General features: G+C 61.4%; 11 protein-coding genes. 7 read left to right on the top strand and 4 right to left on the bottom strand.

The window, feature by feature from the left end; all coding sequences use genetic code 11:
• Window positions 1-191 precede the first annotated feature (191 nt).
• From C2L64_RS32520 to C2L64_RS32510, 3 genes are read left to right on the top strand one after another with little or no spacing between them, the layout of a single operon-like run.
• Window positions 192-1,478 carry an MFS transporter gene (locus tag C2L64_RS32520; RefSeq protein ID WP_007587759.1) on the top strand — a complete coding sequence of 429 codons (1,287 nt, stop codon included), beginning with the start codon at window positions 192-194 and terminating at the stop codon, window positions 1,476-1,478.
• Window positions 1,479-1,495: 17 nt separating this feature from the next.
• Window positions 1,496-2,245, top strand: coding sequence for a 2-keto-4-pentenoate hydratase (locus tag C2L64_RS32515; protein WP_007587757.1), 750 nt, complete (start codon window positions 1,496-1,498; stop codon window positions 2,243-2,245).
• A 39-nt stretch (window positions 2,246-2,284) separates the two neighbouring features.
• On the top strand, window positions 2,285-5,299 hold the full coding sequence (locus C2L64_RS32510; protein ID WP_007587756.1) for an FAD-binding and (Fe-S)-binding domain-containing protein: 3,015 nt from the start codon (window positions 2,285-2,287) through the stop codon (window positions 5,297-5,299).
• Window positions 5,300-6,192: 893 nt separating this feature from the next.
• Here C2L64_RS32510 and C2L64_RS32505 read toward each other — a convergent pair.
• Together C2L64_RS32505 and C2L64_RS32500 are read right to left on the bottom strand one after the other, a co-directional pair.
• Window positions 6,193-7,317, bottom strand: a complete 1,125-nt coding sequence (locus C2L64_RS32505) for an aminotransferase (protein WP_007587755.1) — start codon at window positions 7,315-7,317, stop codon at window positions 6,193-6,195.
• A gap of 228 nt (window positions 7,318-7,545) precedes the next feature.
• A complete protein-coding gene (locus tag C2L64_RS32500) occupies window positions 7,546-8,469 on the bottom strand; it encodes a helix-turn-helix domain-containing protein (protein ID WP_242681747.1) in 924 nt (307 codons plus the stop codon).
• A gap of 165 nt (window positions 8,470-8,634) precedes the next feature.
• Here C2L64_RS32500 and C2L64_RS32495 point away from each other — a divergent pair, with 165 nt between their 5' ends.
• From C2L64_RS32495 to C2L64_RS32480, 4 genes are all read left to right on the top strand, one after another.
• Window positions 8,635-9,534, top strand: a complete 900-nt coding sequence (locus C2L64_RS32495; RefSeq protein WP_007587753.1) for a DMT family transporter — start codon at window positions 8,635-8,637, stop codon at window positions 9,532-9,534.
• Between the two features lie 231 nt (window positions 9,535-9,765).
• On the top strand, window positions 9,766-11,949 hold the full coding sequence (locus C2L64_RS32490) for an NHL repeat-containing protein (RefSeq protein ID WP_007587750.1): 2,184 nt from the start codon (window positions 9,766-9,768) through the stop codon (window positions 11,947-11,949).
• Between the two features lie 151 nt (window positions 11,950-12,100).
• A complete protein-coding gene (locus C2L64_RS32485; RefSeq protein WP_007587749.1) occupies window positions 12,101-12,358 on the top strand; it encodes a hypothetical protein in 258 nt (85 codons plus the stop codon).
• Between the two features lie 129 nt (window positions 12,359-12,487).
• The gene (locus tag C2L64_RS32480; RefSeq protein WP_007587748.1) at window positions 12,488-13,087 is read left to right on the top strand and encodes a LysE family translocator; all 600 of its coding nucleotides are present in this window, start codon (window positions 12,488-12,490) and stop codon (window positions 13,085-13,087) included.
• A 15-nt stretch (window positions 13,088-13,102) separates the two neighbouring features.
• Here the strand turns inward: C2L64_RS32480 and C2L64_RS32475 are convergent, their stop codons facing one another.
• Together C2L64_RS32475 and C2L64_RS32470 are read right to left on the bottom strand one after the other, a co-directional pair.
• Window positions 13,103-14,317, bottom strand: coding sequence for a winged helix-turn-helix domain-containing protein (locus tag C2L64_RS32475; RefSeq protein ID WP_007587742.1), 1,215 nt, complete (start codon window positions 14,315-14,317; stop codon window positions 13,103-13,105).
• Window positions 14,318-14,493: 176 nt separating this feature from the next.
• Complete coding sequence (locus tag C2L64_RS32470; RefSeq protein ID WP_007587740.1) at window positions 14,494-14,796, bottom strand: hypothetical protein; 303 nt, start codon at window positions 14,794-14,796, stop codon at window positions 14,494-14,496.
• Window positions 14,797-14,806 lie beyond the last annotated feature (10 nt).

The raw sequence follows: 14,806 nt of genomic DNA, 5'->3' as shown, positions 1-14,806 counted from the left end.
CTCAGACGCAATCCTCGAAGCACCCACGCGCCCGGCCGGCGCGACGCACAGCAGCGAACAGAAAGACAAAGACGCAAGCGAACCACAAACGCGACCAACGCCAACGGCAGACCCTGCGGACGGCGGCTCGCGCGGCATGAAGGCCGAACACGCCGTGTGAATGCCCCGTCCGGCAGCAACGGAGACAGACGATGAAGCGGTTTCGTGTAACCAGTGCGACCAGTATCGTTCTACTGATGCTATGCATCATGTACTTCATCACCTACCTTGACCGCGTCAACGTCAGCACGGCGGCGGCGGGCTTCGGCAAGGAGTTTCATCTTTCGCATACGGAAATCGGCCTGGTTTTCTCGGCCTTTGCGTATCCGTATCTCGTGTTTCAGATCATCGGCGGCTGGGTGAGCGACCGTTTCGGCGCGAAGCGCACGCTGATTGCGTGCGGCGCGATCTGGGCGCTCGCAACGCTGCTGACGGGTTTCGCGGGCGGTCTCGTCTCGCTGCTGTTTGCACGCGTGCTGCTCGGCTTCGGCGAAGGCGCAACGTTTCCGGCCGCGACGGCCGCGATGTCGCGCTGGGTCGCGAAAGAAAAGCGCGGCTTCGCGCAAGGCATCACACACGCAGCGGCGCGCATCGGCAATGCCGTTGCGCCCGGCGTGATCGTGCTGGTGATGACGACATGGGGCTGGCGCGAGTCGTTTTATATCTGCGGCGCGTTCAGTCTGCTGTGGGTCGTCGTCTGGGCGATGACGTTCACCGAGTATCCGAAAGAGCATCGCCGCATCACGCAGGAAGAACTCGACTTCTTGCCGCCGCCCAAAGCGAAGATGGCGAACGTGCCGTGGAAAGCGCTCTTCAAGCGCATGGCGCCCGTGACCATTGTGTACTTCTGTTATGGCTGGACGTTGTGGCTGTTCCTGAGCTGGATTCCGCAGTACTTTCTGCACAGCTATCAACTCGACCTGAAGAAGTCGGCGATATTCGCTTCGGCGGTGTTCTTCGCGGGCGTGATCGGCGACACGTTGGGCGGCATCGTTACCGACAAGGTCTTCGAGCGCACGGGCAATCTCAGGCGCGCGCGCAGCTGGATGGTGTCGATCTGCATGCTGCTCACGCTCGCGTCGCTTGTGCCGCTGATGCTCACGCACAATCTTTATGTATCGATGGTGTGTCTGTCGGCGGGCTTCTTCTTCGCCGAAATGACGATCGGTCCGATGTGGGCGATCCCGATGGACATCGCTCCTGAATACTCGGGCACGGCAAGCGGCATGATGAATACGGGCTCGGCGCTCGCGGCGATCATTTCGCCCGTGCTGTCGGGTTATCTGATCGATACGTTCGGCAGTTGGGAGTTGCCGTTCGCGGGCAGCATGCTGCTGATGGCGATCGGCGTCGTGCTTGCGTTCCGCATGCAACCCGAAAGCCGTTTCGAAACCGGCGCAGAGCCGAGTGCACAACCCGCCACGCGCTTCAACGCGTGAGCCTCGCTAACGTTTGAATGACCATGCTGACTCAACAACTTGCCGACGCACGCGCCGATCACACGACGCTCGCGTCGCTGTCGCCCGAACTGATTCCCGCCGACATGGGCGCCGCCTACGCGATCCAGCACGAGTTGCTGGCGATGCGCGGCGCGCGGATCGGCGGCTGGAAGATTGGCGCTAAATCCGCCGAAGGCGCGATTCAGGGCGCGCCATTGCCTTCTACCGATTTGCATGCGGACGGCGCACGACTGCCTCGTGCGCATTACACGCCGCTGGGCCTCGAACTGGAAATCGCGTTTCGCTTCGGGCGGCATTTCGAGCCGTCGGCCAACGCGTATCACGAGGTCGAAGTGCTCGATGCAATCGATTCGATGGCCGCGACCATCGAAATCGTTGCGAGCCGCTTCGCGCAGTGGCCGAACGTCGACAAGCTCGCGCAACTCGCGGACTTGCAGAATCACGGCGCGTTGATCGTCGGCGAGTTCACGAAGTACCGGCGCGATTTTCCGTTCGTTGCGCCCGCGCTGGGCTTCACGTTCGAAGGGCAGGACGTCGTGAAGGCGACGCCTTCAAATCCGTGCGGCGATCCGCGGCGCCTACTGACGTGGCTGGTCAATCACTGCACGCAGCATCATCGCATTGCGGTGACGCCCGATATGATCGTCACGACGGGTTCGTATACGGGCATGTTCTTTCCGCAGCATGCGGGCACTGCGCGTGGGCAGATCGATGGGCTCGCGCCCGTCAGCGTCACGCTCGAATAGTTTCGTACTACACGCCTCGCTTTTTATAGGCCGAAGCACATGTCGAACGCCGATTCTCTGCTGGTCAAGCCGATTCACCTCGTGCCGTCGTCGGCGCGCCTGAGCACGCCGCTTGCGAACCGCCTGCGCAAGGAATTGCGCGGCGATGTACTGTTCGATGCCGCAAGCCGTGGACGCTATTCGACGGATGCATCCATCTATCAGATCATGCCCATCGGCGTGGTCGTGCCGCGCGATCAGGATGATCTGCTCGTCGCGCTCGACGTTGCACGCAGCGAACGCGTGCCGCTGCTCGCGCGCGGCGCGGGTTCGAGCCAGTGCGGGCAGACGGTCGGTGAAGCGCTCGTGATCGACACCAGTAAATGGCTCAATCAGGTCATCGCGTTCGACAAGGAAAAGCGCACGGTGACGGTCGAGCCTGGCATCGTGCTCGATCACCTGAATGCGTGGCTGAAGCCGCATGGTTTGTGGTTCCCTGTCGATGTTTCGACGGCGGCGCAATGCACGATTGGCGGGATGGCGGGCAACAATTCGTGCGGTTCGCGATCGATCGAATACGGCAACATGGTTCACAACGTCGACGCGATCGACGCGATTCTCGCGGACGGCACGCAAGCGCATTTCGCTTCGCTGCGCGATGCGCCGCAGGGCGCGCGTCTGCAGCAGATTGTCGAAGATGTGAAGGCGATAGCGTTGCGCGAACGCGATGAGATCGTCGCGCAGGTACCGAAAGTGTTGCGTCGCGTGGCGGGCTACAACATCGATCTGTTCGATTGTCAGAATCCGCGCGCCTATACCGACGATGGCTTCGCCAATCTCGCGCATCTGCTGGTCGGCTCCGAAGGGACGCTCGCGTTCAGCCGCCAGTTGACGCTGAAGCTCGTGCCGCTGCCTGCGCATAAGGCGCTGGGCGTCGTGAACTTCCCGACGTTCTGGCAGGCGATGGACCTGACGCAACACATCGTCAAGCTCAAGCCCGTTGCCGTCGAACTGGTCGATCGCACGATGATCGATCTCGCGATGAGCAATCCTGCGTTCCGGCCGGTGATCGAGAAGGCGCTGGTCGGCAGGCCCGAGGCGATTCTGCTTGTCGAGTTTGCAGGCGAGAACCGCGACGAACAATTCGCGTCGCTCAAGCAACTCACCGAACTGATGGCCGATCTCGGTCTGCCTGACTCGGTCGTGCAGATGCCTGACGCAGGCGAGCAGAAGGCGCTGTGGGAAGTGCGCAAGGCGGGCCTGAACATCATGATGAGCATGAAGGGTGACGGCAAGCCTGTGTCGTTCATCGAAGATTGCGCGGTGCCTTTAGAACATCTTGCTGAATACACGAGCCGGCTGACCGAGGTGTTTCATCGCAACGGCACGGAAGGGACGTGGTACGCGCACGCGAGCGTCGGCACGCTGCACGTGCGGCCGATTCTCGATATGCGCCGCGACGGCGCGACGAAGATGCGCGCTATTGCCGAAGAAGCGGCGGCGCTGGTGCGCGAATACAAGGGCGCGTATTCCGGTGAACATGGCGACGGCTTGTGTCGCGGCGAATGGGTTGCGTGGCAGTACGGTCCGCGCATCAACCGGGCGTTCAGCGAGATCAAGGCGCTGTTCGATCCGAACAACCGGATGAACCCGGACAAGATCGTGCGTCCGCCGAAGATGGACGATGCGAGTAACTTTCGCTTCGCTCCCGGCTACAAGGCCCAGTCGTTGACGCCTGCGCTCGACTGGTCGACCTGGAATGTGGAGCGCGATCCGATGACGGGCGTGGAGACTGCGCGTGGCACGGGCAACGATCTGGCGGGCGGTCTCGCGAAGGCCGTCGAGATGTGCAACAACAACGGCCATTGCCGCAAGTTCGATGCGGGGACGATGTGCCCGAGCTATCGCGTGACGAAGGACGAGCAGCATGTGACGCGCGGACGGGCGAATACGTTGCGGCTTGCGCTGTCGGGGCAGTTGGGTGATGAAGGGCTTGCTAGCCAGGACGTGAAGGACACGCTTGATCTGTGCGTCTCGTGTAAGGGCTGCAAGCGCGACTGCCCGACGGGCATCGATATGGCGAAGTTCAAGATCGAAGCGCGCGCTGCGTGGACGCGGAAGAATGGCTTGCGTTTGCGGGAAAAGATGATCGCGTTTATGCCGCGTTATGTGGCGATGGCGGCTCGCATGCCGGGCGTGTTTTCGTTTGCGGCTGATATGCCATGGTTCAAGCGGGCGTTGGGATTTGCGCCGCAGAGGTCGTTGCCGCGGTTTGTGAAGCCTTTTTTGAGTAGTGGATATGTGAAGGCTGCTTCGTTGAGTGCGCAGAGCGCGCAAAAAGAAGTGCTGTTATTCGTCGATACGTTTAACAACAGCATCGAGCCGGAGAATGCACGCGCTGCGCAACAGGTGCTTGAAGCGGCTGGTTATACCGTGCACTTCAATACGGTTGAGGGCGAGCGTCCGCTTTGTTGTGGAAGAACTTTCCTCGCGGCAGGGCTCGTCGATGAGGCGAAGCACGAGGCCCGCCGGATGCTCGATGCGTTCAGACCTTTTGTCGAGCGTGGTGTGCCTGTTGTTGGGTTGGAGCCTTCTTGTTTGCTGTCGTTGCGGGATGAGTTTCTTCAGTATGGTTTTGGGGAAGAGGCAGAGCGTCTGTCTAAACTCGCGATGCTATTTGAAGAGTTTCTTGTGCGTGAGCACAAGGCTGGTCGGTTGAAGCTCGATTTGAAGCCGCTTGACGACGCGAGCCAGGCTTTGGTGCATGGGCATTGTCATCAGAAGGCTTTTGATGTTTTTTCGCCTGTGCAGACTGTGTTGAAGTGGATTCCCGAGTTGAAGGTATCGACCGTTGAATCGTCGTGTTGCGGGATGGCTGGGAGTTTTGGGTATGAGGTGGAGCATTATGAGGCTTCGATGGCCATGGGTGAGTTGTCATTGTTGCCTGCGGCGCGTGCGATCGATGCTCGTACTTTGATGGTTGCGGATGGGACTAGTTGTCGGCATCAGATTTTTGATGGGGCAGGGGTTAGGGCGATGCACGTTGCGCGGGTTCTGGTGCGGGCTTTGAGGTAGTGGTTTTTTTTCGTCTGCGACGATGGGTGGTGGTTTTGGTTTTTCGCTGGCATCCGCGATGCGGTGTTTGCTGCGTATGCCGTTTGGTGTTTTTTCTTTTCGCTGGCATCCGCGCTTTGCCTTCGTGTTTCAAGCGTTGCCCCTGTGCGGGGCGGCACCTACTTTTCTTTGCCGCCGCAAAGAAAAGTAGGCAAAAGAAAGCGGCTAACACCGCCAACATTTCTTCTTGCCTGAGGGCCCCCAACCGGTCCCGCGCTTCACACGGCAGCATTTCTGTTCGCGTTCGTTGCCAACGCTTCGAATGAGCGCCTCACCCACTTCAAACACCCGAACAAGAGCTAGCGGCAGCGAATGGTTTCTGCAGCCCAGGTGGCAAACTGTGTGTAGGTTGTCGCGTCGTATAAGTTGGCGCTCTTACAGGGTGGGACGCGTGTACTATCGGTCCGAAGTGAGGCGTGTGAGGTGCTACGGCCTACACACAGTTTGCCACCTGGGCGGCGGTGGAATATCCGGCGCGGCACGCTGCGACGCGGGCGCGCGAAGCGGGTGAGGCGCACCGCAAGAGCGCTGGCAACGAACATGAGTCACGTGGTTGCCGTGTGAAGCGTGGGACCGGTGGGGGGCCCTCAGGCAGGAAGAATATCTGGCGGTGTTAGCCGCTTTCTTTTGCCTACTTTTCTTTGCGGCGGCAAAGAAAAGTAGGTGCCGCCCCGCACAGGGGCGACCCTTGAAGCACGAAGGCAACGCGCGGATGCCAGCGCAAAGCCAAAGCAAGCCACATAGCGTCGCAGACAAAAAAACAGGGGCGACGCTTGAAGCACGAAAGGCAATACGCGGATGCCAGCGCAAAGGCAAAAAACACCAAACTGCCCGCCCCGCGAACGTGCAAAAAATCACCCTGCGCGTACGCGCAAAAACTCCGACACCTTAGCGAGCCCCGCCACCAGCACCTCACGACTATTCGTGTACCCAATCCGAACATACCCTTCAACATCCAGCGCGCTGCCAGGCGTAAACATCACCCCAGTCTTCTCAAGCAAAGAGACGCAAAACTCCCGCGAAGTCATATCAACATTAACCTTCACAAGAGCAGTCGTCCCGGACTTCGGCTTCACATAAGAAAGCAAAGGCTCCTTAGCAATCCACGCATCCAGCACCGCGAGATTAGTCCGCAAAATCCCGTGATTACGTTCCAGAATCGCCTTGCGATTTTCCAGCGCGATAGAAGCCAGCAGATCATTCAACATCCCAACACTAATCGTGTTGTAGTCCCGATGCGTCCTGACGCGCTGAAGCAGTTCAACAGGCGCGACAATCCAACCCACCCGCAAACCAGCCAACGACCAAGTCTTCGACATGCTGCCCGTGCTGATACCCTTCTCATACACATCCGCAATTGACGCAGTAAAGCCGGTCCCTTCCTGATCCGTACCGCGATACACCTCATCGTTCAGCACATAAGCACCGCACGAACGCGCAATCCCCGCAATCTCCACGAGAAACTCGCGGTCCATCAGCGAGCCCGTCGGGTTATTCGGATTGTTGATCGCGATGACGCGCGTGGTCGGCGTGACCATTCGCCTCAATTCATCCAGATCAGGCAGAAAGCCGTTTTCCTCACGCAAACGCAAAATGTCGACCTTTGCGCCGTAACTCTCGGGAATCGAATAATGCTGCTGATACGTGGGCAGCACAGAAATCACATGATCGCCAGGTTCGACGAGCGTTTCGTACACCAGCGCATTCGCGCTGATCGCCCCGTGCGTAATTAGCACATTCGGCACGCCCTGCTTCTCATACAGCGACGCGACATTGCTGCGCAAACGCTCAGTACCGTCGATCGCGCCATACGTCAGCTTCATCGGCAGAATCTCGCCGAGTAGCGCGTCTTCCTTGCCTGCGATCTTCAGCAGTTCGCCGACCGTCAGCGATTCGACGCACGTTTCCGCAAGGTTCAACTCGCATTGGTTCTCGTAGAGATCCATCCAGCGTTCGACTCCAAATTCCCTGATTTGCATGAGTTCTGTCCTCGTGTGAAAGCAGTGGCTAGGGCGCGGCTGGTCAGACGTTCGCGGCGCAGGTTGATTGCTGTCGAGTGTAGACTATTTGTCTCAAATAGACAAACGAAGTCCATGACGCAGCGGAGCGAGGGCGAACGCGTTCACGCGAAGATCCGCGTCGCGACAGCACATGGAGGATGGGAGAACAGCGTACGCCCGAACCGGACGTAACGCAGGCGCGAAATGTCAGCCGGCGCGCAGCGCCTGGCGCCAGGCGGCGGGCGACACACCGACGCCCTGACGGAACCGGTGGCTGAAGTGGCTCGCGTTCGCGTAGCCGCATTGCGTCGCGATATCGACGAGCGGCAACGCTGTCGTGCGCAGCAGCGTGCGCGCGCGTTCGAGTCGCTGCTGCGCAATCCACGCATGCGGCGGCAGGCCGAACGATGCGCGGAACATCCGCGCAAGATGGAATTCGGAGAGATTCGCGACGGCGGCCAGTTCGCCGAGCGTCAACGGCTGCGTCAGATTCTGGTCGATGTACTCGCGCAACCGGCGGCGCGTCGCGACGGCAAGACCGCCCTTGAGCACCGCATCCGCACGGTTCACGCCCTGCGAGCGCAGCAGCAGGCTCAGGATTTCATGCGATGTTTCGTTGGCGCGCAGACGGCCGTCGGCGTCGTCCCACGCGTCGTTGGCGAGCGACTGGCAGAGCGTCGCAATGTGCTCGTCCTCGAAGTACGTGCGGTCGGCAAGCGTCAGTTCGCGCGGCTCGCGGTCCAGTTCACGGATCGCGCGCTGCGTGAAGTGCTCGGGCAGGAAATACAGATGCATGAAATGCATGTGGCCGCGTACCCACCAGCGCGATTCGTGATCGCCGGGCAGCGCGCACAGGCGGCTCGGCGCGCCATAGCGCCCCGGCAGCTTCTGGCGCTCGGTGCGATAGCCGCCGTCCAGATAGCACGACAGCGTGTGATGGCCAGGCTGCGCGTAGATCGTCTCGGCTTCCTTCGTTTCGCGCGTCCAGATCGCGACGGCGAGCTGATCGCCCAGCCACGCGAAGCGTTCGAGTGTCGCATTGGAGTCGCTCAGCGTCTTGCAGACCGAATGCAGGCCGAACGGCGGAGCGGCTGGGTCGGTCGTGGGGATGAGCGGTGTGTTCACGTGGATGCGGCGAAACGAAAAGGAGACGCAGAGACTAAGTGCCTGCAGCCAGTATACGGCCAGCACGCATTTCGCTCCCTGCGATATGCCAAAAGTGCGCAATTCTGGACAATCGAACGGACGTGCGCAGGCGCATAGTCGGGCCAACTCGTATTGTGTGGCCCTATTGCAATGAATCTGTTTCTTTATGTTGTGACCGTGCTCATCTGGGGCACGACGTGGATCGCGATCAAGTGGCAGCTCGGCGTCGTGCCGATGTCCGTCTCGATTGCGTGCCGCTTCTTGCTCGCCGCCATCGTGCTGTTCGCGCTGCTGAAAATCATGCGTCGCCCGATGTGGCCGCCGCGCGCAGCGTGGCGTTTTCTCGTCGCGCAGGGTCTCGCGCTGTTTTGCGTGAACTTCCTGTGTTTCTATTACGCAGAAAGCGTCGTGCCTAGCGGTCTCGTGGCGGTCGTGTTTTCGACCGCGCCGCTTCTGAACTCGCTCAACGGACGGCTTTTCATGGGCCGCCCGTTGCAGCCGACGGCCATTGTCGGTGCGGTGCTCGGGCTGGCGGGCATCGTGTGCCTGTCGTTGCAGCAGATGGCCGGGCATCTCGGCGATCACGCCGCGTGGCTCGGTCTTGCCGTCGCGTTCGCGGGGACGATGTGCTTTTCGGCGGGCAATCTGCTGTCTAGCCGCATGCAGTCGATGGGTCTGCATCCCATCGTCACCAACAGCTGGGCGATGCTGATCGGCGCGAGTGTGCTGACGGTCGGCAGTCTCGCCGCCGGCCTGCCGTTCGCGCTGGAGACGGACGCGCGCTATCTCGGTGCGCTCGTCTATCTCGCGGTGCCCGGCTCGGTGATCGGCTTTACCGCGTATCTGATGCTGGTCGGGCGCATCGGGCCCGAGCGCGCCGCGTATTGCACGGTGCTGTTTCCGTTCGTCGCGCTGGCTGTGTCGACGGTGTTCGAAGGCTATCGATGGTCGGCGCTTGCTGTCGTCGGACTCGTATTGGTGGTGGCGGGCAATCTCGTCGCGTTCGGCGTCACGCAGCGTCTGTTCGTGCGACGTGCGCGCGCTGCGTGATTCTTCAAGCTAATGCCAATTCGATTCGAATAAAAGCGGAAAAAATCGCTAAACGAATTATTTAAGGAGAAACGGTCGCGCTCTGATTTGAGAAGATAACAAGCACAATAAATCTATTCCATGCGAATTGGATATTAATTCGTACGGAATGGCAAATGCGCTTCGATAAGCACATCGATGAAACGCTTTATCTGCATTTGTTAACGTTTTGCTTCTCGCAAGGACACGACCGTGAAAGTCTCGACCCGCCTTGCTGCCACGCTTTTCGTGCTCGGCAGCCTGATTCCCCTCGGCGCTGCTGCGCAATCGCAATTGACCTACACCACGTCGTGGATAGGCAATAGTTTCGGATTCGGCGACGGCAAATGGATGCAGCAGGACATTCAGGCGATTAACGTTGCGCCGGATGGAACGGTATTCACCAATTCGCCATGGGACGAAAGCGGAAGCGAAATTGCCGCCTATAAAAATGGCGACAAAATTGCAGTTGCCGGCGCGACGCACGGCTGGGGCGCGGCGGGCGGCGACGCGATTGCGTCGAATCAAGCTTACGTCTACGCGGCGATGTCGATCGGCAATCAGAACAATGGGCTGGTCGGCGCGGATTATCCGCCGAGCGGGCAGACGTGGTTCGGCATCACGCGCCGCTCGCTTGCGAACATCGCGGTCGGTGTGCCGTTCGACAGCGGCATTGGCAATAGCGCAAACGCGACGAAGAACAGCTTTCTGCGAGTGAATGCCGTAGCGACAGGCACCGATGCGGGCATTCGCGGCCTCGCGGCGACGGACACCGAACTGTATGCGTCGGATACCTACGGCAACCAGATCGTCGTGTTCGACGCAAACACGATGCGACGTCTGCGCTCGTGGAATGTCGCGGCGCCGGGACGCATCGCGATCGATACCGACTCGACCATCTGGTTGATGAGCGGCTTCGGCACGGGCAGCGTGAGCGTGCTGCACTATTCCTCGACGGGCGCGCCATTGGCGGGCACGCTCGCGTTGCCTGCCGGCACCGTGCCGACGGACATCGCCATTTCGCCTGCGGGACAGATTCTCGTCGCCGATAACGGCCCGAAGCAGCAGGTCCTCGTCTATGACAGGGCGGCAAGCGGCGCGACCCGATTGACGGGCGCGCTCGGCACGCTTTACGGCATCTTCCACGAACCGAAGGGCACGCCCGGCAACTGGCGCTTCAACGGCATCACGGGCATCGGCTTCGATCAGGCGGGCAATTTCTACGTCGCGCAGAACGGCGAAGGGCCGCGTCCGCTCGCGTCGGCGACAGTCGGACAGGGCGCGGTGCTGGAAAGCTACCGATACGCGACACGCGGCTTCAACTGGCGGCTGCAAGGGCTCACGTTCGTCGACAGCGCGGCCTTCGATCCCGCGACGCCGAACATCGTCTACACCGGCTCCAAGCGCTTCATGATGGACTATGCGCAGCCGCCTGGCCGCGAAGGGAAGTACGCGGGTTTCACACTCAACCGTTTCGATTTCCCCGACGACCCGACGTTCCACCAGCCACGCGGCGTGCGCGGCGAGCCGATGGTGCGGCGGATCAACGGCAAGCCGTATCTGTACACACTCGATCCGGGCGCGCATTACCTGAATGTCTATCGCTTCGACGCCGCGCATGACGAAGTGGCGATTCCATCGGGCCTGTTCGCGCAGAATCCGCTGCCGGGCGACTGGCCCGTCGGCCAACCGACCTACGGCGAATGGATGTGGCGCGATACGAACGGCGACGGCCACGTCGACGCAAGCGAGATCACCGGCAATCCGTCGACGGGCAGTACCGTCGGCAACGGCTTCTGGTGGGTCGATACGCCGGGCAATGTATGGCTCGCGACGCCCGCGAGCGGCATCCGCGAAACGCCGTTGCAGGGCTTCGACAGCGCGGACAACCCGATCTACACGTACGCAAGCTCGAAGACATTCCCGATGCCTGCGCCGTTCAATCGCATCGCGCGCATCGTCTATATCGCTGAAACGGACACGATGTACGTGTCCGGCTACACGAGCAGCCTGCCGTGGGACGCGACCCACTGGAAGGAGGCGGGCCGTATTCTCGTACGCTACGACAACTGGAGTTCAAGCTCGCCGACACCCGTTTATACGATCGCGTTGCCGTGGAATGCGAGCAGCAATCCGCAAATCACGCCCGTCGGCGTCGCCGTGGCGGGCAACTATATCTTCGTCTCCGAGTTGTACACGCCGAAGGTCGACGTGTACGACGCGCGCTCGGGGCAAATGGTCGGCTACATGACGCCCGGCGCCGCGGTCGGCAACACGACGGGATGGGTCGACGTGTATCTCGGCATCAGCGCGGTGCGGCGCGGCAACGGCGAATATGTCGTGCTGCTCGAAGACGATGCGCGCGCGAAAATCCTGATGTATCGATGGATACCCTGAACGTCGCGTGAACTTGGCTTGATCGTCGTCAGTCGAATGAGAAATGCCGTAAGTGCATGCCGTCTGTGCGAATGGACGGCTGCACACGATCGGTATATATATAACGACAGAACCCTTTGTGTACGAGCCATAACAGGAGCGACGATTCATCATGACGCCCGAAGATCCGGACAAGCAGCAAACTGGCGTTCAGCCGGACCTCGAACATCTCGACGCAGCCGTATCGCATGTGAACGAAATGGTGTCGTCGGGCAACATCGCGGCGAGCGCGGCCCGCGGCATTCTCTATAGCCTGATCGAGACGCTCGGCACGCTGGTCGGCGACCCGGACCTGCCGGAACATGCGCGTTCCGGCTACGAAGGTCTGCTCGAAACGGCGCGTGAATTGCGGGTCAAACTCGATCACTGAACGTGTGTCGCGCTGCATGCGGCGGCGCTTTCGCGTACGCCGCATGTGGGCGTTTTCTTGACACAATTCGGCACTTTCGCGCGACTGTGATACAAAGGGCGCTCGTTCCGACTCGCCCGTTTTCACCTGATGCTTTCTCCTACCGATACCGCGCTGCTCGCGCTCGGCATCATCGTCGTGCTGATCACGCCTGGCCCGACCAACACGCTGTTGGCCGCCGCTGGCCTGCGCCAGGGCGCGCGCCGCTCGTTGCCGCTGATCGGCGCGGAGCTGGCCGGCTATCTCGTGTCGATTTCCGCGTGGGGCCGTTTTCTTGCGCACGCGGCGCATACGCTGCCGTGGCTGCCTTCCGTGCTGCGCATCGCGAGCGGACTGTACATCGCGTATCTGGCCGTCGACATGTGGCGCGCAGCCGTGGCGCTGCCCGACTCGGCGCAACCGGCGAACGGGCCGCGCGCGCTGTTCGTCGCCACGCTGCTCAATCCGAAGGCATTGCTGTTCGCGGGCACGATCTTCCCGTCGATCGCGTTCGAGCACCTCGCAACCTATGGCTTTGCGATGTCGCTGTTCGCGTGTCTGCTCGCGCCCATCGCGCTCGCGTGGATTTCGTTCGGCGCGGCGCTCGGCAGCGGCAAGCTCACGTGGCTCGACCCGGTGAAGATGCAGCGCGCGGCGTCGATCGTGCTCGGGATGTTTTCGTTGTCGCTCGCGTGGGCCGCGTTGCACTGAACGCGTAGATAGCGCTCACTCGTCGCCGGCGGCGAGCGCGGCCCTGAGTTCGTCGGGCGCCGAGGTGATCTGCAATTGCGGCGTGCCGTGCCAGTCGGCGCAACGCTGCAGCGCGCGGCGCAAGTCCGACGTCAGCCGGCCGCTCACGCGCACGCCCGGCTCCAGATGCAGCGCCTTCAGTTCGAACACGCCGCTCGCGCGGTGCGCTTTTGCATCGACCCGACCGATCAGCTTGCCGCGATTGAGAATGGGCAGCACGTAGTAGCCGTATTTGCGCTTCGGCGCGGGCACGTAGCACTCGATCACATAGTCGAAGTCGAACAGAGCGGCGGCGCGCTTGCGGTCCCAGACGACGGGATCGAACGGCGACAGCAGCGTCGTGACCGTCGATGCAATCTTGCCGTTCGCCGCGTCGTCGATCATCGGCGCGAAGTCGCGATGCACGAAGGTCGGCTGCTTCCATCCTTCGACGCGCACAGGCGTCAGCTCACCTTCGTCCGCCAGTTGATGGAGATCGTCGGCGTATGGGCGGCGCGGCATCCGGTAGTAGTCCGCGACCCAGTCCGAACGCACGACGCCCAGCGCGCGGCAACTGCGCCGCAGCAGTTCTTTCGCGACGGCGTCGACGGGCTGCAGATGGCGCTTGTCGTTCCAATGCGGCAACACCCGCTCGGTCACGTCGTAGACACGCTGAAAATTGCGCCGCTCCGCGACCATCAATTCGCCGATCGCGAACAGCACTTCCAGATGCCGCTTCTGCGGCTTCCAGTCCCACCACCCATTGCTCTTGCCCGCTTCGCGCGCGAAATCCGCCGAGCGTACGGGTCCCGTCGCGCGGATATGCGCGAGCAGATCGTCGATCTCGGCGCGGTACTGCGCGTGCCAGTCGGCGGCGTATTTCCAGCCCATGTCGCCTGGATCGAGCATCCGGTGGCGCATCAGACCGTAGTCCTCGATCGGAAGAAAACACGCTTCGTGCGCCCAATATTCGAAGAGTTTGCCCTCGGCGAGATGCTCGTCGAGCCATTGCGGCTGATACGCTCCAAGACGGCTGAACAGCACGAGATAAGGACTGCGCGCGACGACATGGATCGTGTCGATCTGCAATTGCGCCATGTGCCGGATGGCGTCGAGCACATCGGCTTTGGTCGCCTTGCGGCGCGGTGGGAAGAGCAGGCCTTGAGCGGCCAGATGCAGGGTGCGGGCGGCGGGCAGGGGCAGTGTGATCACGCGGTCGGCGTCGTAGCGGCGTTGTAGCGATCCGGACGGCGAGCAGTCGAGCGAAACCCGAGTCGCGCCGTTCCAGGGGCGGCATGGTGTCGTGCCATGCCGGACTTGTCGCTACTGTAGCGTGATCGGTGGAAACGCACCGTCAGATGGCATTTGTCGTCGCAGTGCGTCGCCGGTTACCAGCGCCCGTGGTGATGACGTCCTTCCCAGCCGCGATGACGGCCGTGATCGTGCCAACGCGGACCGCCTCCCCAATAGCGGGGTCCGTAACCACCATATCCGCCGTAGTAGACGGGCGGCGGCGGTGCGTAGACCACAGGGGGCGGCGCGTAGACGACAGGCGGCGCATACACGACAGGCGGCGCCGCGTAGACAGGTCCGCCCAGATACACGCCGACGCCGACATGCGCCGACGCAGCCGTCGATACGCATGCAGCGGCGAGTCCGATTGCCACCAATACCATCGCACGTTTGATCATGCTGTTCTCC

Source organism: Paraburkholderia hospita (genome assembly GCF_002902965.1).
In the GTDB taxonomy this organism is placed as follows: Bacteria; Pseudomonadota; Gammaproteobacteria; order Burkholderiales; family Burkholderiaceae; genus Paraburkholderia; species Paraburkholderia hospita.
The sequence above is the reverse complement of the archived record's forward strand: the minus strand, read 5'-3'. Positions and strand labels throughout refer to the sequence as shown.